This window comes from Neobacillus rhizosphaerae (genome assembly GCF_050477885.1).
GTDB lineage: Bacteria > Bacillota > Bacilli > Bacillales > Cytobacillaceae > Neobacillus > Neobacillus rhizosphaerae_A.
In genome coordinates, this window is sequence record NZ_JBCNAC010000079.1 from 1 (window position 1) to 21,076 (window position 21,076).

Consider the following 21,076-nt stretch of genomic DNA (forward strand, 5'->3'; position numbering starts at 1 on the left):
CCTGGAGCGGAAATCAACTGGCAATTTTAACAGAGACTAAGAAAAGAAATGAAAGAGGTAATTATGATGAAAGATGCATTACAACAATTATTAGATTCTTGTATTGAACATGGGACAGAAACCGATCTTGATGCATTACAGCACCTACTTGAAGGTGTGCAAAAAAAGATTATTCAAAACAAAAGCACCTTTATTGATGGAATTCTCCATATGGAAAGAACTTTTGAACAAAATACTTGTGAAATTACAATTCCAATACAATCTGTCCTTAATAATAATCTAAATATATTGCATGGGGGTATTACAGCTACAGTACTTGACACGGCCATGGGAAGCTTGGCCAATTATTATCTCCCTGAAGGATTCGGTGCTGTCACAAATCAGCTTAATATCCACTACACAGCCCCTGGAACGGGAGACCTACTACGCTGCAAAGCAGAAATTATCCATCAGGGAAGTAAAACCATGGTTATTTCTGGGGAAGCATATCGAAGTGACGGCAAAAAAATCGCCCATGCAACAGGAACGTTTTTTATTATTAGTAAATAATAATGGAGGAGGCTGATCAAGTATGGTCACCGCCATTGTAATACCAATCATTTGTCTTTACTTTTATTGGCTTACAAAAAAAGAGATGAAAGAACAAGATAATAAATGGCTCTCAGTTAGTAATATACCCGAGGAATCCATATTAGCCGGTGAAATAAAGAGCATGAATGAGGAAAAACAACGCTTTTATTATCATCGATACATATATGTACAAACATTAAAACTCCAAACAGCAACCAAATTAATTACTGCTAAAAAATTCACTCCAATAACTAAAAATATAAGGTTAGATTCTTTTGTTGTTGGAGAACACATTCGTATGTTCGGTAAGTGGGAGGGTTCTACCTTTTTATTTAGCCATTATGAAACTGATAATAAACAAAAAGGTGACCAATAAGTCACCTTTTTTCATTAATAAGCCTATTCAACTTTTTTAATAAAGTTCTGTGTATAGTATTTTTGGAATACACCTATTCCAATATGTGAAAAATCTTTATTTAATAAAGAATCCCGATGTCCCTTACTATTAAGCCATCCTTCTACTACTGCAGGCCCATCGGTGTAATTTGCAGCAATATTTTCGCCCGCTTCTTGATATGCTACTTTAGCTGTTTGTAGTCGCTTGGTAAGGTCCCCGAATTTTTTGGACGTATGAGAAAAATCATTGTTTTCGGACATATCCTTACTATGCCCATAAGCAACTTCTGCTGTTAGTTCGTCCCATCTTAAAGGTTTTAGTTTGTGTCTCTGTCGCAAAACATTGGTAATATCAAAGATCTCCTGCTCCGTCCCGATTTCAATTTTCCTCCATGTATCATCAGAAAGTGCAGGTTCTTCAGTTAACTCTCCTCGATAAACTAATTCATATGGACGCTGTTTAATTAGTGTTTCAGCATCTAGGAACCGGACACTTGAAAGGTTGCCTGTGAATTTGTCTATATAAAGCTGGACATAAATATCCCCCAACTGAACCATTGGTCGAAGATTTAGATCTGCATCATTTAGTTCAAACCGGTAGGTAGTACCTTCCCAATCCAAATTAATATTTGTATCAATGTATTGAGTATTAAAAATTTCTTCCACTGGCTGTCCAATTTCAAAAGGAGCCACATCTAAGCTTTCTCCAATTGCAAAAATGGTTACCACTTTATTATTTTGAACACCAACCTGTAGATATCGCTTGTAGTCTTGATTATATATATACCATTGATAGCCATATAATGATTCATCCCTACGCACTGGGGTTCCGAATTCTTTTTCTAAAATGGCAACATCTTGCCCAATCATTAGAGCTAAACCCTCTTTTGGCTTTTCAGACGATGTTTTGTTATTTGACTTTAAATCTGGACTTTGTGGTAAGGACAGCTTCCTTTCTTGGGTGTGATCTTCCTTTATCAAAACATTATTTTCGGTTTTTTCATTTATACTAACATAAAAACCAATGGATAAAAAAACAACTGAGAGTATTAGAATTCTAACTAGCGTTCGCAGAGGTTGTCACCCTCTCTATTCCTTTTTCTATCATTATATGTATAGATAAGATAATTATATCATCTATACCCCGATAAGTAATAGATATTATCGAAAATGTCTGATAAAAGAAGAAAAAACAGGTACAAATGATACCTGTTTTTTAAAAAAATCCTATTGTTTATATAATAATTTTAATGTTGAATCCCATGCTCAGAAATCTCAGTTAAAGCTTCCTTTGCTTGATCATCAGATAATTCACGAACTGCAAAATCACCTAATGATACAATACCAATTAATTTATCTCCTTCTACAACAGGTAAACGGCGAATTTTGTGTTGAGCCATTAACTTTGCAGCCTCTTGGCTTGTAGCTTCAGGAGAGATTGTTATCAGCTCACTACTCATGATATCTTCTACTTTGGTTGACCCAGGATGTTTTTCTGCGACGCCTCTAATAACAATATCACGGTCAGTAATCATTCCTACTATCTTTTCTTGATCAACGATAGGAATTGCCCCTACATTAAGTTCTTTCATTTTAAGAGCTACTTCGTACATATTATCTAGTAAGGTACAACACTCTACATTGTCTGTCATAATATCGCGAATTATTTCCATTAAATTTACCCTCCATGATTTTCAAATATTCTCATGACCATATTTTATATTTTCCAATCATGAATGTTTTATTCGATGAATGAATTCATTGCAAGTTGAAACATTTTCAACTATTATTAAAATGAATTATATTTGCTATAGCCAATGAGGAAACATAGGGGTAAGGCAAGCGTCATTAGGAGGGATTCATAATGAAATTTGAGAATACGGGAATTGAGAAGTTAAAAGCAGATTTAAACCGTTTAGATGAGGTCATGACTGATTACGGTTTAGTTCGTGCAGGTCAATGGGATTACGAACGTGTTACATACGACCGCAAATTTGAATTAAAAGAAGGTGTATTTTACCTTCGTGTACAAGGTTATTCAGTTGAAGGTGATGTTGATACTTTTAAAGCAACAATCCAATTGATGACACCGTTACTAGGAAAGCATTACTATCCACATGGTGTTGAGTATGGTGAAGGAGAAAATTTCCCATCCTCCCTTGTAAATCAATGCAAGAAAATTCTTGAGAGCATCAACACAGAAATAAGTAAATTCGCATTGTAGTTTTCTAATAAAAAAGGAAGGACCACGGTCCTTCCTTTTTTATATTAGAAAAAGTCATAGAATGATGATTTGATATGTGAAACCATTCTCTCAAGCTTTTGGACTTCCTCTTCATTACCCTTTAAATACCCCATCTGATACAGCTCTAATGGCCGTTTATAACCAAAAATGATTGCAGACAGGTCATTAATTGATAACTGGATTCCCTTCCTTGGCGGCTGTACACACTGACTCCCATTCTTTTCTTTAAATACTTTTATTTGTTCATGACCAATCAAGTAGCTTCCATTATTCCAAGGTGCATACGTATCTTCTAAATGGAGAAAAACTGGCTCAGTTCGTGAATTGAACCCAAACTTTCTTAAACATTCTTCTACATCAACAATCCGTGCCATAAAATACGGCTGTAATTCCATACTTACCTTCTGCTGTTGAATATAGTATGGAAAGGGGTCATGGATCGGCAGGGTTAGCAACACCTTCTCTACCATAGAATCATGCTGACAAATAAAATTCCAAAGACCTAGCCTTGCTTCGTGGTCGAGGCACACCATTTCCTCCACGTCCATTTTTCTGTCCTTCACATGATAAAGAATATAGCCCTTCGCTTCATTTGCTGGATTAAAATAAATAGCAATTTGAGAATCATCATTAATAACATGATCCTTCCACCAGTCAAATGAACGAACCAGCATTCCATTAAATTGATTACTGTACATTTGATAGATATGATTTATATCCTCTGGAAAAGCTTCCTTAGAATATCGAATGATTTTCCCTGGCTGTATTGGAAGTAAAGCTAGTTCCTTTTTATCAAGAGATACTTTTTTATATTCACTTAATATCTCCCAACCAAACTTTCGATAAAAGGAAAAATCAAAAGGATGAAGTAAAGAAACAATCTGACCGTCAGCGTGCATTTGTCTCAAAGCCTCTATCATTAATGATCGTACATACCCACTTCTTCGATATTCAGGATAGGTAGCCACGCCTGCTACCCCTCCCATCTTCCACTCTTCACCATTCATATTGACGCCAAGAGGAATGATATGTAGTTTAGCTGCAAGCTTCTCTTTTTCTAAGATTCCTAGTATTTTATGTTTCTTTAACATATCTTTTCTTGCGGAAATTCGTTCCTCAGCGATCTTATATTGAAAAGCATACTCTGAGAGTTTTAATGATTCTAGAAAATCATCTTCCGTTAGAATCTTAATATCCAATTGATTTCCCCCTTTACACTAAAAACCTACCTCTATTATAAAGTGTTACCGAGAAAAATGGGAACATTCTGATAAAGAAACAAAAAAAGTGCCTCTCTTGGCACTTTTTTTGTTAAAACCCTAGAATAGCTTTAATCATTGAAGTTGTTTCTCCACCATGATAAAAAACATATAGCAAAAGATATACCGCAACTCCTGTTATTCCAGTAAAGAACCAAATTATACTAGTAACAGGCCCAAGCTTACGGTGGAGGACAAGGTTATTCTTATAACCTGTTGTTAAAGAAACAATTCCAAAGACTGCCCCGATGGTTGCTAATGTAATATGAAATACCAAAAACACGGTGTAATAAATTTTAATGTCATCTGGTCCACCAAAGGAAGTATTCCCTATAAAAATTGTTCTTGAAGCATAAATAATAAAAAAGATTAGTGCAAAAACAGCAGCAAAAAACATAGTTTTTTTATGGGCTTCTATTTTTCTTTGTTTAATTTGCCACCAGCCAATTGCGACCGTTATGGCACTTAAAACAATAAAGGAAGTACTAATCGTAGGTAAAATCGGTAAGGAATTCATTTAAAAGTCCTCTCTTTTATTTATTCTACAATAATAGTAGTGTAACAACCCTTTTATTTCAATCAATTTCCGAATAAAATAAAAAATTCTCGAAAAAAATCCCCCAATTTGTTTGGGGGACTATTTAATCGGAGATGGATTTAATGTTTGGTTCATCTCTCGTTCGGATTCTTCCTGATCTTTACGGTACCATTCAAAGAAAACATGTCCTAGTATCACACCATAAATGATTTCTTGAATAATCTTCATTAATACTCCGCCAAGTCGTTGATCCTCGATTACCGACATGGAACTAAAAAGTGCTGGACCACTTAAGTTTAAGCTAGCAAAATTAGATGCGCCTACACATAAACTCATGACCTGTCCCCATACATGAGGATCAGAATAAGTTGCATAGAGTGAATTATCAGCAAAAATAATCAGTGCACATGCTGGAGTTAACAAGATACCGTCAGCAAAAATATAGCCCACCTTCTTCAACCCACTTAAAGTTTGGTGTTCCGGCATCTGATTTAGTAAAGGCCACCACATGAAAATAGAAACAAGATATAAAAGAATAGAATAGCCTGCATGAAGCCAGAAATTCTGCATGACATGATCAAATATGATTGGAACATGGTAGAACGAGAAGAAGCCGTTAAATGCCACTAAAGCAATTAGCGGTTTGGTAAAGAATTTAAACAAAGAATCAATTCTTTTAACGCTCAATAGCTTTTGCCATACCCAGTTTGGAATACTCAAAATAAATATAGGGGGTATAACCAAAACTAGAACGGCCATCTGCATCATGTGGACATAAAACATTAGATGTGCTAATAAATCCAAGGGTGATCCTTTTATAGCGTAAAGAAGAATGATGGATAATAAGAATAATGACCCTTGTTTTTTGGTCAATGGCTCATTACCTGGAAATAACATTCTATACTTTGTTGTAAGGACAAAATACCCTACCGTTAATGCAATTAATATTAATAAAAAGTACGGGCTCCAAAGTGCTTTAAATCCAAATATATCTAATGTAAGCACCGAAATCACCTCAATGTTAATTGAAAGAATTATTGACTATATTATACCCGTGAAAAATAAGTTAAGCAAACCATGAAAACTTTCCATTTTTCAAAAAAGAAAATCGGCATAAAGCCGATTTTCTTTTTTTTATAGTCCAGTTCTTACCACCAAATAATGGTTGTAAAAGCTAGAATTGTTAGTACTCCTACCAACGCTCCTGAGTATAAGAATAAAGATGGAGCTTCATGCCCTTTATGGCTCATATGCATAAAGTAATAAAGTTGGAAAATCACTTGAACAACAGCTAAAAGGATAATAAATGGTACTGTAAACCATGCAGTAAATCCTTTAACAGCTACTGCAGCAAAAGCAATTAGAGTTAAGAAAATCATTAGGGTAAAAGATACCACTTGATATCTCATCTCTTCAGTACTTTTCCGACGACGATATTCAATGTCAACTCTTGGGTTACCTGAATTTAATTGTTGATCTGCCATCAGTTTATCCCACCATTCCCATTAAATATACTACTGTAAAGATAAATACCCAAACAACATCGATAAAATGCCAGTATAAGCTAAATACATAGAATTTTGGCGCGTTGTATAGGTTTAAACCACGTTTTCCATTTCGGAACATTAATGTTAGACACCATAATAAACCAAACGCAACGTGGCCTCCGTGAAAACCAACAAGCGTATAGAATGCAGAACCAAACGCACTACTTGTAAACTTATGTCCTTCATGAACATAATGAGAAAACTCGTATACCTCAAGTCCCAAGAAGCCTGCACCTAATAATGCTGTTAAGCCAAGCCAAACCATCATTTTTTTGAAGGCAAAGTTTTTCATGTGATACATAGCGTATACACTAGTCAATGAACTTGTTAATAACAACATAGTTGCTACAAATGTTAACGGAAGCTCAAATAATTCCTTAGCTAGCGGCTGTCCAGAATCACCGACCTTATCCTTTAGCGCTAAGTACGTTGCAAAGAGGGAGGCGAATAGAACCGTCTCTCCTCCTAGGAAAAACCAAAAACCTAAAAATTTATTTTTTGCTTCAAGGGTTGCTTTCTCCGGCGCAGCAGGCCATGTTTCATAAGTGAATTTTTCTTCAGCGTGCATTATGCCTTAACCCCCTTATCCTCGTCATCAATTAGCTCTTCCTTGTGAATATGGAAACCATGATCATCTTTTACTGAACGCATAAACATTGATCCGAATGTAATTAGTAAGCCCAAAATTAATACAGGCAGTGACCATGATACCTTATCAGGATGATACAACGCTCCAAAAGCAGCAATGAATAATCCGAAGCCCATAACAAATGGCATGAAAGATGAATTAGGCATATGGATATCCCCAAGCGGTTCAGCTGGTGTCATACCATTTTTGCCTTCCATTTTTTCAATCCAGAATGCATCTAAACCACGTACAAGTGGTAGCTGTTTAAAGTTATAAAATGGTGGTGGTGATGGAATGGCCCATTCAAGCGTTCTTCCATCGCCCCATGGATCATTTCCTACACGTACATTCTTCACTGATGTCATGATAATGTTAATTAACATAATAATGACACCAAGACCCATGAATAAAGCACCAACTGAACTTACCATATTTGCTGTTTCAAAACCTTGACCTGGAAGGTATGTGAACACACGACGAGGCATTCCCCATAATCCTAAGAAGTGCTGGATAAAGAATGTCAAATGGAAACCAATAAAGAATAACCAGAAGGTGATTTTTCCAAGAGTCTCATTTAACATAGTTCCAAACATTTTTGGCCAATAAAGATGTGTGCCTGCAAAGATAGCAAATACAACACCACCAACAATTACGTAATGGAAGTGAGCAACAACAAAATAAGTATCATGATATTGATAATCCGCGGCTGCAGAAGCAAGCATTACTCCTGTTACCCCACCGGCAAGAAATGATGGAATAAAAGCAAATGCCCAGTGCATAGGAGTCGTGAATTTAACACTACCTCCCCACATTGTTAACAGCCAGTTAAAAATCTTAATCCCCGTAGGAACCCCAATTGCCATTGTCGCTACAGCAAAAATAGCATTCGCAACTGGACCTAAACCAGTTGTAAACATATGGTGAGCCCAAACCATGAAGCCTAAGAAACCAATTAATACGGTTGCAAATACCATGGATGAATATCCAAATAAGCGTTTTCTTGAAAAAATCGGAATAATTTCCGAGAAAATACCAAACGCAGGAAGTACAAGGATATATACTTCAGGGTGTCCAAAAATCCAGAAGAGATGCTCCCAAATTACTGTGTTACCACCGGCTGCTACTTCAAAGAAATTAGCTCCAAACATGCGGTCAAACATCATTAATACAAGACCCACTGTAAGTGGAGGGAATGCGAATAGAATAAGTGCTGAGGTTACAAATGTTGTCCAAGTAAACAATGGCATCCTCATGTACGTCATCCCTGGTGCACGCATATTAATAATTGTTACCAAGAAATTAATACCACCCATTAATGTTCCAAAACCTGAAATCTGTAAACCTAAGATGTAGAAATCTACACCATGGCCCTTTGAAGCCATTGCAAGTGATGCATATGAGGTCCATCCAGCATCAGGTGCTCCACCTAAAAACCAAGAAAGGTTTAAGAATACGCCACCAAAGAAGAATAACCAGAAGCTAACGGCGTTAACAAATGGAAATGCAACGTCTCGAGCTCCAATTTGTAATGGCATTACCGCATTCATAAATGCAAAAATAAGCGGCATTGCTGCTAAGAAAATCATAGTAGTTCCGTGCATGGTAATAATTTCATTAAATGCCCCAGCACTTACAAAATCATTGTTTGGTACTGCAAGCTGGATACGTATAAAGACGGCTTCAAGTCCGCCAACTAAGAAGAACAATCCACCTGCAATAAGATATAGGATGGCGATTTTCTTATGGTCAACAGTCGTTAAAAAGTCCCATAAAGTCGCACCAAATCCCTTTTTTTGAGCATAGGTACTCACAATTTTACCTCCCTTTCAACCAATTCCCCATTTATTCCTGAACTTTTAAGCTCATTAAATATTCGGCTAACGCATCAAGCTGTTCATCAGACATTTCTGGGTACTTTCCAGACATTAGATTTCCTGGCTTGTATGCTTCAGGATTCTTTATCCAATTCTTTAGTTCTGTTTTGTTATGATCTAAAACACCAGCAACACGTGATCTTTCACCAAAGTTTGATAAGTTTGGTGCAAGGCGTGCTGTTTCAGGCATTTTATTTGCTGGAGTTACAGCATGGCAGCCAATACAGCTCTTATTAAAAATTTCTTGACCTTGTGAAGCTAGAGCGCCTGTTGCCTTTTGTGGTTCTTTGACATCCTGCATTGCAGTAACCCAAGCATCAAACTTGTCGCGACTAATCGCCTTAACCTTAAAGTCCATTAGAGCGTGTCCTGGTCCGCAAAGCTCAGCACATTTTCCGTAGAAAAGGTTACCAGGTTCATTTGCGCGCTTGTCATCAAACTCTAACCAGAACTTGTTGATATTATCCGTATTGGTATCTAATTTACCACCAACAGCTGGAATCCAGAAAGAGTGTTTAACATCCATAGATTTTAAGTTGAAATATACTTTTTCATTTGTCGGAACTACTAATTCCTGACTCGTCACAATCTTTTGACCTGGATATTCAAAATCCCACCAATATAGATGTGATCTTACATTAATAACTAATGACTTAGAGTTTTTCTTGTCCATCTGATCAACATCAGCAAGTTTAAATGTAGCTGCTACTGTTGGAACAGCTAAGATTAAAAGTAGAAGAATCGGAACAACTGTCCAAATAATTTCTAACTTATGACTTCCCTCTACTTGCTTTGGAATCTTTTTGTCGTCCTTTCTACGGAAACGAACATATACCAAAACAAAAATAACCATGACTACAACTATAACCCCAACCATGATTAAAGTACTTAACTTCATTAAATCATATTGCATGTCTGCAACTTCACCGGCTGGCATCAAAGTGGAAACGAATGGTTTGCCACATCCGGAGAGTACAAGCGCTATCATCGCAAACAACGAGACTAAACGCCATTTTGCAAGCCTTTTCATAGCTTAATCAAACCCCTCTTTCACTAATAAATTCTAAATATATAATGCTTGGTCAAAGAAGTATGTAGGTGGCTGACTTAAGGAGAACTTAAAACCTAAAAGTCAGCCAAAGCAAGCAAAACTAAATTAATGTAACAATCACCATCGCCACAAAAATAATAGTTAAATATTGCAAGGAGTAAACAAACATTAGTTTTGCCCACTTTATGTCATCTTTGATCCTATATCCATAAATCCCTAATACTAGCCACCCTATATTTAGCAGGGTTGCAAGGATTAGAAATGGGATTCCTAATTTGGTAAGAAAAAATGGGATTGGCAAGAGTGCTGCCACCCAAATTACAATATGAACCTTTGTTGTTTTAAAGCCCTTCACTACAGGAAGCATTGGGATCCCTGCTGCTTTATATTCTTTTACTCTCCTCATTGCTAGAGCATAAAAGTGCGGAGGCTGCCAAACAAACATAAGTACAAATAACGACCAGGCCATTATATCAAGATTTGCATCCACTGCAGCCCAACCGATTAACGGCGGAACGGCTCCTGAGATACTTCCAATGATCGTATTAGAAACCAGCTGTCGTTTAGACCATAAAGTATAGAGAACTACATAACTAAAAACTCCAAGCAGTCCAATAACTGTTGCAGTCATGGTTGTTAAGAATAAGAACAGTGTTCCCAGTCCAATAAGGAAAATACCTAAGGTAAGAACTCTACCCGGCAATACCTTTCCTGTTACAGTGGGTCTTCCTTTTGTTCTCTCCATTAAATGATCGATATCACGGTCAACGTAATTGTTTATAGCACATGAACCCGCAATAATTAGTGAAGAACCTGCCACTGTATAAAATACAATGTCTAAGTTTCCTAAAAAGCTTTGACCTGAAAAATGCAAGGCCAGCCAAAGTCCAGTAAAGGTTGTAATAAGATTGGAATTTACGATTCCTATCTTTATCAAAGCCATAAAATCTTTCCATACTGAGGTTTTTTCTATGTTAGAATGCAGGCTTGCAGAACCATTGTCTATGGATGGTTCTCCATAAGCCTTTGAGTTGGACATACTTTCTCCTCCTAATCCTTCATAACAAATATTCACCAATTAACAGCTATCAATACTTTCTAATTTTACCGTCTATTTTTTTTACAAAAAATTAGGGATAATCAGTTTATCTAATTAAACAATTTCAAACATAAATAAACCAGAGAAGCAGTGATTCAAAAAACACTTTCTCTGTATATTAAATCACACTTTTTGATATTTTTGTGAATTTTTTTCGAATAATTTTTGACCAAATTGTGTCACGCCTTTATTATCAACAAAAAACCACTATATATAGTTCTAACACGCACTTTTCAAAGTTTCAATAGTTTTCACTATAATAATAGTGGAAAATATATATTATCCAATTACCTTTTTCTGTTAGTAAACTTCTATAAAAATCTATGCTTAAATCCTGTTCATTTTCCACTTTATTAGTTATGATAAATAAGGACTTTTTAATCTAGTTTCTTTTTCATTTATTATACTGTCAGGAATATCCAATGACAAATTATTGAACTATTTATGAGGTGATTTTTTGCGACGCTCTTTAAAGTGGTTGGCGGTTGCAACCACAATTGCAATGATATTAATATTAATTGGCGGAGCTTTAGTAACAAAGACTGGCTCTGGAATGGGGTGTGGAAGATCTTGGCCTTTATGTAATGGTAAATTTCTTCCATTGGAAATAACTCCAGAATTAGCAATAGAGCTTGCACATCGACTTGTTTCAGGTGTAGGTGGAGTTATGGTGCTTGTACTTTCCGTTTGGTCTTGGAAGGCTATTGGCCACATTAGAGAAACAAAGTTTCTTTCCTTTCTCTCATTTTTCTTTTTACTGTTACAAGCATTAATTGGTGCGGCAGCAGTAAAATGGGGGCAATCAAGTTTTGTTTTAGCATTACACTTTGGGATTTCACTTATTTCATTTGCATCTGTGTTTTTGTTGACACTTCTTATATTTGAAGTTGATAAGAAATTCCAGGCAGATAAACTATTGATTGATAAACGAATGAGCTTCCATATTGTTGGAATTTCTATTTATAGTTATTTTGTGATTTATACAGGAGCCTTGGTAAGACATACAAAGTCAAGCTTAGTTTGTCTAGATTGGCCTTTATGTAAAAATGATAGTCCGGCATTTCCTTCTGATATGTGGGAATGGGTTCAAATGGGACACCGAGCAGCCGCAGGGCTCATTTTCATATGGATTGCATATGTTTTATTTATAGTTATTCGCCACTACAAGCATCAAAAAGTTTTATTTTGGGGTTGGCTTATTTCATTCATCCTCGTTTCCTTACAAGTAATTGCCGGGGCATTTATCATTTTTAGTAGACTTAATTTATATATTGCACTTCTTCATGCTTTCTTTATAACTTGTTTATTTGGAATGTTAAGTTATTTTCTTCTTCTATATTCACGCTCTAGAAAGAATCAATAATAAAAAGAGGTTGACTCCCTAAGGGTCAACCTCTTTTTATTGCATATAGAATACCTTTCCGTCCTGACTGCGCTGTTGCGTTTCTATCGTTTGCTTATTTTTATATTTTTTCTCAAATTTAACAAACATGGAGACATTCACTAGGATTCCTGTTGCTGCCGCAAGCATCAAAAGGGAAGATCCTCCATAACTGATGTACGGTAATGGAACTCCTGTAAGTGGTATTAACCCGGATACACCAGCGAGATTAATAAAGGATTGAATTCCAATCATGCTCGAAATTCCTATTGCGAGAAGGCTCCCAAAAGGGTCCTTACATTGTAAGCCAATATAAATTCCCCTTAATACAACATATCCTAATAAGAAAATAACAAAGCCTACGCCCCAGACTCCTAATTCTTCTGCAATAACAGCCATGATAAAGTCAGTATGTGATTCTGGGAGGTAACCAAGCTTTTGGATACTTTTACCCAGGCCTAATCCATTAACACCACCGGATCCAATAGCAATATAAGAATTCGCTAGATGGAAACCCGCATCCTTAACATACTCCTTAGCAAATGGGTTATCCAAGACTTCCAATCGACTCATTTGTTCATCTGAAAAGACTTTCCCCCAGGAAACAAGTATAACCGGTAGAAGAAGAATGACAACCATAAGAAGTAATTTCAATATTGTCTTTGGGCTCATTCCAGATGCTAGAATGATGGTCGCAGAAATGGCTGCAATGATGGCAGCCGTACCAAAATCAGGTTGAACTCCAATTAATACACACACTATGAAAAGATAGCCCAGTGGAGGAAGAACTCCCTTATTAAATTGATTGATATATGCCTGTTTTTTGGCATAAACAGCAGCCAAATAAATGATAACGGCCAACTTTACAAATTCTGAAGGCTGCAACAGAAAAGTTCCTATTGCATACCAACTTTGGGCATTGTTCTTTACCTCTCCAAAAGCAAATAGCCCTAGAAGCGAGATAATAGAACCTAACACCATCGGAAGTTGAAACCATTTTGTAAATTTCATAATTTTATAAGGAACTATCGCTGTAACCAAGAAGATGGCAGCAAACCCTAACAAAAATATTTTTTGCCTTTGGTAGAAAAAATCACTGCTAACTTGATATCGTTGAACTGCGTAAGCCATACTTGCACTGTAGATCATCACAAGTCCAAATGCACACAAAAGAATGATGGCAATTATTAAGGTGTAATCATATGATTTCAGTATTTTTTTTACCATGTAAGACGTCCTCATTTTTAAAATATTGATTATGTACACCCTATTATAATAGAAAATGCATATGATTACTTGATGAAAAGAAAAATTGTTACATCTTTTTAATATTAATAGAACAAAAAAACCCAAACAATTAGTTTTCATTGTTTGAGTTCTCTAAGATTATTTTCTTAAGGATGCATCATGGAGCGCTGATAGTTCTCTTTCTAATTTATCTAAAATCGCTTTTCCATCCTTGACATCTATTAAGCCTAATCGTACAGCAAAGTCTATTTCTCTTGATAGACCAAACATTTGTGTATCCAACACCTCTTCATAAAGTGGACATTGAGGCATCGTGAGATTGTCCATTTGCACTTTGATAAGCTTCAATATCTTTTCAGCGTCAGCCTGCAATAATGCTAAGGCTTTTTCCTGGTGATTCACGATCATTTCAGACGCCAACATTAATCCCCCCATTTCAGAGCGATAATTCAACTTATCTATAAATTTTACCGTTTACAATAGAAAATTGCAAGAACAATGAAGGCTATTACAAAATGGTATTTCGTTTATGACATTCCCTTAAAAAAAAGCTATACTTAATAGGGTTAGACTTTAGGGGGTATATATAATGGAAAATATCATAATGATTACGGGTAACGTAAAATATACAATTACACTTGATTCAGGTGTATGGATTTTTGATGACCGACGTATTGATTTAACCACTTATTTTTTAACAAGCACCAAGAATTCTGATTCATTAGAAGAGTACACGAAGGCAGTTTCAAAGCATTGGGATCGTGAAATTATGGAAGGAGCTATTTACCCACCTACACTAAAATCGGAAAAGAAATTCGAAAAAGAAAAAGTACTAACAGGTACGTTCGGCATTCCTTTAAAGCCCTTCTTATTAAATGCTGAGCCAAACAGCAACGCACAAACACTAGTCATTCATAGTAAGGATGATAATTATGAATTTTCTCTTGAGGATGCTTATGATTTAATAGTGGGATTCTCAAAAGAAGGCAAACCATTATCATCTGACGGGCCTATTCATATTTATTTAAGCGATGGCTCTAACCAAGATAATCCTATTAAAAATGTAACTGGCTTTACAATAAAATAAGACGGGAGCCATTAGGCGCCCGTTTTTTTTTATCTTTTTAATTTATAATAAATCGGCTGCAAGTCGAGCCAAACCAGACCGTTCCCCTTTTAGTAATTTTACATGGCCTGAAATAACTTGGTCCTTAAATCTTTCAACAACATAGGTTAACCCATTGTTATAGGCATCTAAATATGGATGGTCAATTTGCTCCGGGTCTCCCATTAACACAATCTTACTGCCCTCACCTACCCGTGTTAGGATCGTTTTCACCTCATGCTTAGTTAAGTTTTGTGCTTCATCAATTATGATAAATTGCTTTGGCAAACTTCTACCACGTATATAAGTGAGTGCCTCTACCTCAATCGATCCCATTCCTGCCAATATAGCATCGAGTTCACCCGGCTTTTTCGTGTTAAAGAGATACTCAAGATTATCATAGATTGGCTGCATCCACGGTCTCAACTTTTCCTGTTTTTCTCCAGGTAAGAATCCTAAGTCCTTACCTACAGGTACAATCGGACGTGCCACTAATAACTTTTTATATTCTCTAAAATCTTCTGTTTGCAGTAAACCTGATGCAAGAGCTAATAGTGTTTTACCTGTACCAGCTTTTCCAGTTAATGTAACAAGCGGGATATCCTTGCGCAATAATAATTCGATTGCCATTGTCTGCTGTACATTTCGTGAGTGAATCCCCCAAACATGCTCCTGATTTAAAGTTAATTTTTTTACCTTTTTTCCAGTTTTATCAACCATCCCTATCGCAGAAGCAGAACTTCCTAAAGCATCTTTCATAATGAGGAACTGGTTAGGATAAAAAGGGTGGTTTGCCAACTCAGAAAGGTTCAATTCACCTTTCTCATAGAATCGGCCCAATAATTCAATTGGTAGAAATAGTTCAAAAAATCCGGTATATATGTGATCAATTTCTACCACACGGTCGTTTAAAAAATCTTCGGCAGCTAATCCGATTGCATCTGCTTTTACCCGAACTAAGGCATCCTTACTCACAAGAATAACAGGTTTCCCCTCTTCCTTTGTTTGTTCTTCAAGGAATAAGTTCTTTGCAACCGCTAGTATACGATTATCATTTGTCTTTTCAATAAAAATATCTTGAAGTTCATGAAATGTTCGGTGATTTAATTCAATTCTAATTGTTCCTCCGTTTTCAAGCGGAATTTTTTCATGCAGCTTTCCTGAGGCTCTTAGGCCATCAATTAATCTAGATACATGTCTTGCATTTCTACCAATTTCATCCATGTACCTTTTCTTTGAGTCCACTTCTTCAAGAACGACTGCAGGAATAACAACTTCATTATCTTCAAAAGAAAAAATGGAATACGGGTCTTGTAGCAAGACATTTGTATCTAACACGTATATTTTACTCAAAGCAACGCCTCCTGCTTTACTTGTTGTGGGTCTGTTAGAGTATATCAACAACCCTTTTGCTAGATTGGACTTTGGTAAAATATATGTTTATTGGAATAAAGATAGAAGAAGTTCCGCACAATAATTGTTAATGGGACCACTTAGTTTGTCTTAATGAAATTAGCTACTGTTGCTTAATTTAATTTTTATTTTGCAACTTGGAGGTATGGGTCAATGAAGAATATTGGAATGATAATTGGAATAGCCTTGCTTTTGGCGGGATGCAACACTGATAATAATAAAGAAACAGCTAGAAATGCTAATCAGTCCTTAGTAAAGGTAAAGAACAGTTATATTGAAAATGTTGATCGGAAAACAGGACAGGAAATTTCAAAGCGATTAGTTAAATTAGCAACAAGTGTTCCGAATGTAAATGATGCAACAGCAGTCGTGATAGGAAATTATGCGATTGTAGGCATTGATGTTAATGCTAAAATTGATCGTTCTCAGGTTGGTTCAATTAAATATTCTGTAGCTGAGAGCTTGCGTAAAGACCCTTACGGTGCCAAGGCTGTAGTTGTGGCCGATGCTGATACAACTGCTCGATTAAAAGAAATACAGGGTGATATTAAAAAAGGAAGACCGGTTCAGGGAATTATGGAGGAACTGGCAGATGTTGCTGGTAGGTTAATGCCCGAAATTCCCGGAGACTTAATCACACCAAGCCCTAAGAATTCCACAGAAAAGCCAAAACAAAAGCTTCCAAAGAATAAGGAAAAACAATTGAGAAAAGAACAAAATGATCAATCCAATCATTATAAAGAATAAAAAAGCTTAGGATTCCTAAGCTTTTTTTATTGCATCCATAACCTGATTGTCTAATTTTTGAGCTGCATTTTTATCATATGTTTTATCATATTGTACTTCTGTCACTATTTTTGAGCCGTAAAACATAACATCCCTGACTTCTTTAATAGCAACTTCAACCAATGCCAGCTTTAATGGCACCTCTTCAAGTCGTTCTACTTTAATCTGAGCTTCCCCTTGAATGGAGTAGGTAGATTCATTTGCAATGAGGTTAATAACTACCATGTTATTTTTATTAATATTTTCCAATATTCGGGAACGATTATCTACAGAAAAATAAATGGTATTTTCATCCTTCGCTAACACCCAGGAAATTGCACTTACATTTGGTCCCCCTGTTTCATGATCGACCGTTGCTAACGTTACAAATCGTTCTTTTTGTAACTCATCAAATAACGGCTTAATAAGTTTTTGTTCTACTTGATTTGGCATTCTTACAACCCCTTTAACTTGTCCTTACACTGTATAAACAGATAATTTCATATTACTACTATACCTTTTTTGATTCAACTTTAACCAATTGATTTACCTGTCTGCTTTCTAACATGGTATACTATAAGAAAAGCGGAAGCGCCTTGGTCAGCCCCGACAGGCAAATGTTCTTCTGCAAGAAAAGTCGCTCTTTGACTTTTATTGCAGAAGGTTATTTGACCCGAGGGGCTAGGCGCTGGAGCTGGACAATTCTCGAAGTCGAATTTTATACTTTCTTATTATATAATACAAACATTCTGTTTTTAGAAAGAATTGAAGAGGTGCCTTAATGCGAGTAAAATGTGTAATATGCGATAAAATTGAATCGATTGAAAATGAATCGTTGATAGCTAAGAGGCTTCGCAATCGCCCCATCCATACATATATGTGTAATGAATGCAGTGAAAGAATTACCGAGAAAACGAATGCCCGAATAGAAACAGGAAACTTTAAATTATTTCGTACCAAATCTGAGAAAGATGAATGGTAGACAGAAAAGCGGAAACGCCAGTTTAGCGACGCAAAATAAAAACCGCTTGCTCTAATTAGATAGAGCAAGCGGTTTTTTATTTTTATTTATTCTTCAATCGGATAATTCTCATACTTTTCAGGTTCTTGATTGATTTGATTTAACATAATCTCAATCAATTCACGAGGATAACGAACCTTCTTTGTCTCTTCACCTTGTTGATAGTTGACATAATACATGACAGCATCTGTTGTGATGCTCAGGTTTGTGACGTGATGCTGATTAGTTAGCATCTCGTCAAAAAAGGCCCGAGTTTCTTGTGCAGCTGTGTCATCAGGACGAGCGTCACAAACAACTTTAATCGTTAGCCAATTATACAGTGCATCTTGTAAGGATTTCATTCTTTAAACCCCCGTTATTTTGCTTCAGCCTGATGCTTTTTTGATTGGTGCAGTCGGATTTTATAAATAATTAACAGTAATGCGGCTGCACCTAAACCTTCTGCTATTGGCAGGGCATATGAAAAAAACAACATAAACACACATCCAACACAGAGGCTAATATAAATAACTATGTTTTTCAAAAGAGGCAGTTTTTTTGCAAAGCCTAACCGGTAGACAATTACAGACAGGATGACAATAAATACATATTGTAGTAACACACCTGTTTCTACATCGTTCGTTAGCTCAATAAAAAATCTAAGACTTGGGGAGAAGGATTTTAAATCTTCCACAGCGTGCACCTCTTTAATTAGCTTAATTCAGCAACCTTTTTCCTTTTAGCAGCTCTTTCACGTTCGTTTTTATCAAGAATTTTTTTACGAAGACGAATCGATTCTGGAGTAACCTCACAATATTCGTCATCATTTAAATATTCTAATGACTCTTCTAATGTCATGATACGCGGTTTTTTAATAACAGATGTTTGGTCTTTGTTAGCTGAACGAACATTTGTCGCCTGTTTCATTTTTGTAATATTAACGGTGATGTCATTTTCACGAGTGTTTTCGCCAACGATCATCCCCTCATAAATTTCCGTACCTGGTTCAACGAAAATTGTTCCGCGGTCTTCTATTTGCATGATACCATATGTTGATGCTTTTCCAGATTCCATTGACACAAGTACACCTTGGTGTCTTCCACCAACTTGACCTGACAACATTGGCTGGTAGCTATCAAAAGTATGATTAATAATTCCATAACCTCGAGTCATTGTTAAAAACTCAGTTGTGTAACCAATTAACCCACGTGCTGGTACATTAAAAATTAAGCGAACTTGACCAGAACCATTGTTAATCATATCAATCATTTCACCTTTACGTGCACCGATTGATTCCATCACTGAACCTGTATGTTCTTCAGGTACATCAATTTGAACTCTCTCAACCGGCTCACAACGAACGCCGTCTATCTCTTTAACAATTACTTCTGGTTTAGATACCTGAAGTTCATAACCTTCACGACGCATATTTTCAATTAGAATAGATAAATGAAGTTCGCCACGACCAGAAACGATCCATGCATCTGGTGAATCTGTATTTTCAACACGTAAGCTTACATCTGTTTGCAGCTGAGCACGGAGTCTTTCTTCAATTTTTCTTGAAGTCAAATACTTACCTTCTCTACCAGCAAATGGGCTATTGTTTACCACAAAAGTCATTTGTAGTGTAGGTTCGTCAATTCGTAATATTGGTAGTGCTTCCTGATGTTCAACAGGACAAACTGTTTCACCAACATTAATGTCTTCCATGCCAGAAACAGCAATTAAGTCCCCAGCTACTGCTTCTTGTATTTCTTGTCGTTTTAAACCAAAGAAACCAAAAATTTTGGTTACACGGAATTGTTTAACAGTACCGTCTATTTTCATTAGTGCTACTTGTTGGCCAACTTGCATTGTACCACGGAAAACACGTCCGATTCCGATTCTGCCAACATAATCATTATAATCGAGAAGTGCAACCTGAAATTGTAATGGTTCTTCACGATTATCAACAGGGGAAGGGATATATTCAACAATTGCATCATATAAAGACTGCATGTTTTCGTCTTGCTTTTCCGGATCAGTACTTGCAGTACCATTAATCGCTGAAGCGTAAATAACTGGAAATTCCAACTGATCTTCATTTGCTCCAAGTTCTATAAACAAATCGATCACTTCATCAATTACCTCTGCAGGTCGAGCAAAGTCACGGTCAATTTTATTAACAACAACAATTGGAGTTAAATTCTGCTCCAAAGCCTTTTTAAGAACAAAACGTGTCTGTGGCATACATCCTTCATAGGCATCCACTACAAGCAATACACCGTCAACCATTTTCATGATCCGCTCTACTTCACCACCGAAGTCAGCATGTCCAGGTGTATCTAAGATATTAATGCGAGTATCTTTGTATTGAATGGCAGTATTTTTTGCCAAGATGGTAATACCACGTTCTCTTTCCAAATCGTTTGAATCCATTGCTCGTTCTTCGACATGCTCATTGCTACGGAATGTACCAGATTGTTTTAACAATTGGTCAACCAATGTTGTTTTACCATGGTCAACGTGAGCAATGATGGCTATATTACGAATATCTTCTCTAATTTTCAAAAAATTCCACTCCTACCTATATTCTAAAAATAAAACTATTTATAGTTTCCCATATACAACTAAAACATTATACCATAATTAAAGTGGAAACCCATAAGCATTTTAATGTAGAATAAAAAATATAGCTAAAAAACACAAGTCAAACAGTTTTTGGTTAACTGTAGGACTTGATATAAAGGGGTAATAAAATGAATAAGATTAAGTGGCCAATGCTTGTTTATTCTATTCTTGCAGCAGTTTGTATTATGGGAATTGGAATTGCAATTGGAGAACAAAGCGTGTTAGGAGCAGTTTTCTGCGTCCTTGGATGTTTTGTCATCATGGGATTAGGGTTTAAAACAAAAAAGAAAATGAGAGAAAATGGGGAACTATAAAACTCTAAAGCGTAAGCGCCTTGGTCAGCCCCG

Annotated in this window: 25 protein-coding genes; 8 read left to right on the plus strand and 17 right to left on the minus strand. The window is 36.2% G+C overall.

All coding sequences use genetic code 11. The features are described 5' to 3' along the window. The first annotated feature begins 63 nt into the window (after positions 1 to 63). Both ABES03_RS10620 and ABES03_RS10625 read left to right on the plus strand, forming a co-directional pair. The gene (locus ABES03_RS10620) at positions 64 to 549 is read left to right on the plus strand and encodes a PaaI family thioesterase (protein ID WP_430117267.1); all 486 of its coding nucleotides are present in this window, start codon (positions 64 to 66) and stop codon (positions 547 to 549) included. A 22-nt stretch (positions 550 to 571) separates the two neighbouring features. Then, positions 572 to 946 (plus strand): hypothetical protein, encoded by a 375-nt coding sequence (locus ABES03_RS10625; RefSeq protein ID WP_430117268.1) that lies wholly within the window; start codon positions 572 to 574, stop codon positions 944 to 946. 23 nt (positions 947 to 969) lie between these two features. On the opposite strand, the gene ABES03_RS10630 is transcribed toward ABES03_RS10625, so the two are convergent. Beyond that, a complete protein-coding gene (locus ABES03_RS10630) occupies positions 970 to 1,836 on the minus strand; it encodes a CAP domain-containing protein (protein WP_430117269.1) in 867 nt (288 codons plus the stop codon). 377 nt (positions 1,837 to 2,213) lie between these two features. After that, positions 2,214 to 2,639 carry a CBS domain-containing protein gene (locus tag ABES03_RS10635; RefSeq protein WP_430117270.1) on the minus strand — a complete coding sequence of 142 codons (426 nt, stop codon included), beginning with the start codon at positions 2,637 to 2,639 and terminating at the stop codon, positions 2,214 to 2,216. A gap of 191 nt (positions 2,640 to 2,830) precedes the next feature. Here ABES03_RS10635 and ABES03_RS10640 point away from each other — a divergent pair, with 191 nt between their 5' ends. Further along, entirely contained in the window at positions 2,831 to 3,190 is a 360-nt protein-coding gene (locus ABES03_RS10640) for a YugN family protein (protein WP_430117271.1), read from the plus strand. A gap of 44 nt (positions 3,191 to 3,234) precedes the next feature. Here the strand turns inward: ABES03_RS10640 and ABES03_RS10645 are convergent, their stop codons facing one another. The 8 genes from ABES03_RS10645 to cyoE form a co-directional block, all read right to left on the minus strand. After that, positions 3,235 to 4,410: a GNAT family N-acetyltransferase gene (locus ABES03_RS10645; protein ID WP_430117272.1), complete on the minus strand. Its 1,176-nt coding sequence runs from the start codon at positions 4,408 to 4,410 to the stop codon at positions 3,235 to 3,237. Positions 4,411 to 4,522: 112 nt separating this feature from the next. Further along, positions 4,523 to 4,987 (minus strand): DUF420 domain-containing protein, encoded by a 465-nt coding sequence (locus ABES03_RS10650; RefSeq protein ID WP_430117273.1) that lies wholly within the window; start codon positions 4,985 to 4,987, stop codon positions 4,523 to 4,525. 120 nt (positions 4,988 to 5,107) lie between these two features. Then, positions 5,108 to 6,013, minus strand: a complete 906-nt coding sequence (ctaG, locus tag ABES03_RS10655; protein WP_430117274.1) for a cytochrome c oxidase assembly factor CtaG — start codon at positions 6,011 to 6,013, stop codon at positions 5,108 to 5,110. Between the two features lie 143 nt (positions 6,014 to 6,156). Continuing rightward, positions 6,157 to 6,492, minus strand: a complete 336-nt coding sequence (ctaF, locus tag ABES03_RS10660; RefSeq protein WP_430117275.1) for a cytochrome c oxidase subunit IVB — start codon at positions 6,490 to 6,492, stop codon at positions 6,157 to 6,159. 4 nt (positions 6,493 to 6,496) lie between these two features. Next, a complete protein-coding gene (locus tag ABES03_RS10665) occupies positions 6,497 to 7,123 on the minus strand; it encodes a cytochrome (ubi)quinol oxidase subunit III (protein ID WP_335549303.1) in 627 nt (208 codons plus the stop codon). Continuing rightward, entirely contained in the window at positions 7,123 to 8,994 is a 1,872-nt protein-coding gene (gene ctaD, locus ABES03_RS10670; protein WP_430117276.1) for a cytochrome c oxidase subunit I, read from the minus strand. The genes ABES03_RS10665 and ctaD overlap by 1 nt, the downstream gene beginning before the upstream one ends. 31 nt (positions 8,995 to 9,025) lie before the next feature. Further along, positions 9,026 to 10,087, minus strand: coding sequence for a cytochrome c oxidase subunit II (coxB, locus tag ABES03_RS10675; protein WP_430117277.1), 1,062 nt, complete (start codon positions 10,085 to 10,087; stop codon positions 9,026 to 9,028). Positions 10,088 to 10,208: 121 nt separating this feature from the next. After that, complete coding sequence (cyoE, locus tag ABES03_RS10680; protein ID WP_430117278.1) at positions 10,209 to 11,147, minus strand: heme o synthase; 939 nt, start codon at positions 11,145 to 11,147, stop codon at positions 10,209 to 10,211. 517 nt (positions 11,148 to 11,664) lie between these two features. Here cyoE and ABES03_RS10685 point away from each other — a divergent pair. Continuing rightward, positions 11,665 to 12,570 (plus strand): COX15/CtaA family protein, encoded by a 906-nt coding sequence (locus ABES03_RS10685; protein ID WP_430117279.1) that lies wholly within the window; start codon positions 11,665 to 11,667, stop codon positions 12,568 to 12,570. A 36-nt stretch (positions 12,571 to 12,606) separates the two neighbouring features. On the opposite strand, the gene ABES03_RS10690 is transcribed toward ABES03_RS10685, so the two are convergent. Together ABES03_RS10690 and ABES03_RS10695 are read right to left on the minus strand one after the other, a co-directional pair. Continuing rightward, positions 12,607 to 13,815: an FtsW/RodA/SpoVE family cell cycle protein gene (locus ABES03_RS10690; protein WP_430117280.1), complete on the minus strand. Its 1,209-nt coding sequence runs from the start codon at positions 13,813 to 13,815 to the stop codon at positions 12,607 to 12,609. A gap of 159 nt (positions 13,816 to 13,974) precedes the next feature. Further along, positions 13,975 to 14,256, minus strand: a complete 282-nt coding sequence (locus ABES03_RS10695) for a YlaN family protein (protein ID WP_308080304.1) — start codon at positions 14,254 to 14,256, stop codon at positions 13,975 to 13,977. Positions 14,257 to 14,425: 169 nt separating this feature from the next. Between ABES03_RS10695 and ABES03_RS10700 the strand changes: the two genes are divergently transcribed. Next, a complete protein-coding gene (locus ABES03_RS10700; RefSeq protein ID WP_430117281.1) occupies positions 14,426 to 14,923 on the plus strand; it encodes a peptidyl-prolyl cis-trans isomerase in 498 nt (165 codons plus the stop codon). A 42-nt stretch (positions 14,924 to 14,965) separates the two neighbouring features. Here the strand turns inward: ABES03_RS10700 and ABES03_RS10705 are convergent, their stop codons facing one another. Next, positions 14,966 to 16,294, minus strand: coding sequence for a PhoH family protein (locus tag ABES03_RS10705; protein ID WP_430117282.1), 1,329 nt, complete (start codon positions 16,292 to 16,294; stop codon positions 14,966 to 14,968). A gap of 213 nt (positions 16,295 to 16,507) precedes the next feature. On the opposite strand from ABES03_RS10705, the gene ABES03_RS10710 reads away from it, so the two are divergent. Then, positions 16,508 to 17,101 (plus strand): YhcN/YlaJ family sporulation lipoprotein, encoded by a 594-nt coding sequence (locus ABES03_RS10710; RefSeq protein WP_430117283.1) that lies wholly within the window; start codon positions 16,508 to 16,510, stop codon positions 17,099 to 17,101. Positions 17,102 to 17,116: 15 nt separating this feature from the next. Here ABES03_RS10710 and ABES03_RS10715 read toward each other — a convergent pair whose 3' ends face one another. Beyond that, entirely contained in the window at positions 17,117 to 17,572 is a 456-nt protein-coding gene (locus ABES03_RS10715; protein WP_430117284.1) for a pyridoxamine 5'-phosphate oxidase family protein, read from the minus strand. Positions 17,573 to 17,900: 328 nt separating this feature from the next. Between ABES03_RS10715 and ABES03_RS10720 the strand changes: the two genes are divergently transcribed. Next, positions 17,901 to 18,101, plus strand: coding sequence for a YlaI family protein (locus tag ABES03_RS10720; protein WP_308080309.1), 201 nt, complete (start codon positions 17,901 to 17,903; stop codon positions 18,099 to 18,101). An 86-nt stretch (positions 18,102 to 18,187) separates the two neighbouring features. On the opposite strand, the gene ABES03_RS10725 is transcribed toward ABES03_RS10720, so the two are convergent. From ABES03_RS10725 to typA, 3 genes are read right to left on the minus strand one after another with little or no spacing between them, the layout of a single operon-like run. Further along, positions 18,188 to 18,481, minus strand: a complete 294-nt coding sequence (locus ABES03_RS10725) for a hypothetical protein (protein ID WP_430117285.1) — start codon at positions 18,479 to 18,481, stop codon at positions 18,188 to 18,190. A 14-nt stretch (positions 18,482 to 18,495) separates the two neighbouring features. Then, positions 18,496 to 18,813: a YlaH-like family protein gene (locus tag ABES03_RS10730; RefSeq protein WP_308080311.1), complete on the minus strand. Its 318-nt coding sequence runs from the start codon at positions 18,811 to 18,813 to the stop codon at positions 18,496 to 18,498. A gap of 17 nt (positions 18,814 to 18,830) precedes the next feature. Next, complete coding sequence (gene typA, locus ABES03_RS10735; protein ID WP_430117286.1) at positions 18,831 to 20,669, minus strand: translational GTPase TypA; 1,839 nt, start codon at positions 20,667 to 20,669, stop codon at positions 18,831 to 18,833. A 188-nt stretch (positions 20,670 to 20,857) separates the two neighbouring features. On the opposite strand from typA, the gene ABES03_RS10740 reads away from it, so the two are divergent. Beyond that, positions 20,858 to 21,043, plus strand: coding sequence for a YlaF family protein (locus ABES03_RS10740; RefSeq protein WP_430117287.1), 186 nt, complete (start codon positions 20,858 to 20,860; stop codon positions 21,041 to 21,043). Positions 21,044 to 21,076: the final 33 nt, after the last annotated feature.

What these genes read in the sequence shown, in the direction of transcription:
- ABES03_RS10620 (WP_430117267.1), top strand. Translation starts at nt 64, where the DNA reads ATGATGAAAGATGCATTACAACAATTATTAGATTCTTGTATTGAACAT.
- ABES03_RS10625 (WP_430117268.1), top strand. Translation starts at nt 572, where the DNA reads ATGGTCACCGCCATTGTAATACCAATCATTTGTCTTTACTTTTATTGG.
- ABES03_RS10630 (WP_430117269.1), bottom strand. Translation starts at nt 1,836, where the DNA reads ATGATTGGGCAAGATGTTGCCATTTTAGAAAAAGAATTCGGAACCCCA.
- ABES03_RS10635 (WP_430117270.1), bottom strand. Translation starts at nt 2,639, where the DNA reads ATGGAAATAATTCGCGATATTATGACAGACAATGTAGAGTGTTGTACC.
- ABES03_RS10640 (WP_430117271.1), top strand. Translation starts at nt 2,831, where the DNA reads ATGAAATTTGAGAATACGGGAATTGAGAAGTTAAAAGCAGATTTAAAC.
- ABES03_RS10650 (WP_430117273.1), bottom strand. Translation starts at nt 4,987, where the DNA reads ATGAATTCCTTACCGATTTTACCTACGATTAGTACTTCCTTTATTGTT.
- ctaF (WP_430117275.1), bottom strand. Translation starts at nt 6,492, where the DNA reads ATGGCAGATCAACAATTAAATTCAGGTAACCCAAGAGTTGACATTGAA.
- ABES03_RS10665 (WP_335549303.1), bottom strand. Translation starts at nt 7,123, where the DNA reads ATGCACGCTGAAGAAAAATTCACTTATGAAACATGGCCTGCTGCGCCG.
- coxB (WP_430117277.1), bottom strand. Translation starts at nt 10,087, where the DNA reads ATGAAAAGGCTTGCAAAATGGCGTTTAGTCTCGTTGTTTGCGATGATA.
- cyoE (WP_430117278.1), bottom strand. Translation starts at nt 11,147, where the DNA reads ATGTCCAACTCAAAGGCTTATGGAGAACCATCCATAGACAATGGTTCT.
- ABES03_RS10690 (WP_430117280.1), bottom strand. Translation starts at nt 13,815, where the DNA reads ATGGTAAAAAAAATACTGAAATCATATGATTACACCTTAATAATTGCC.
- ABES03_RS10700 (WP_430117281.1), top strand. Translation starts at nt 14,426, where the DNA reads ATGGAAAATATCATAATGATTACGGGTAACGTAAAATATACAATTACA.
- ABES03_RS10710 (WP_430117283.1), top strand. Translation starts at nt 16,508, where the DNA reads ATGAAGAATATTGGAATGATAATTGGAATAGCCTTGCTTTTGGCGGGA.
- ABES03_RS10715 (WP_430117284.1), bottom strand. Translation starts at nt 17,572, where the DNA reads ATGCCAAATCAAGTAGAACAAAAACTTATTAAGCCGTTATTTGATGAG.
- ABES03_RS10720 (WP_308080309.1), top strand. Translation starts at nt 17,901, where the DNA reads ATGCGAGTAAAATGTGTAATATGCGATAAAATTGAATCGATTGAAAAT.
- ABES03_RS10725 (WP_430117285.1), bottom strand. Translation starts at nt 18,481, where the DNA reads ATGAAATCCTTACAAGATGCACTGTATAATTGGCTAACGATTAAAGTT.
- ABES03_RS10740 (WP_430117287.1), top strand. Translation starts at nt 20,858, where the DNA reads ATGAATAAGATTAAGTGGCCAATGCTTGTTTATTCTATTCTTGCAGCA.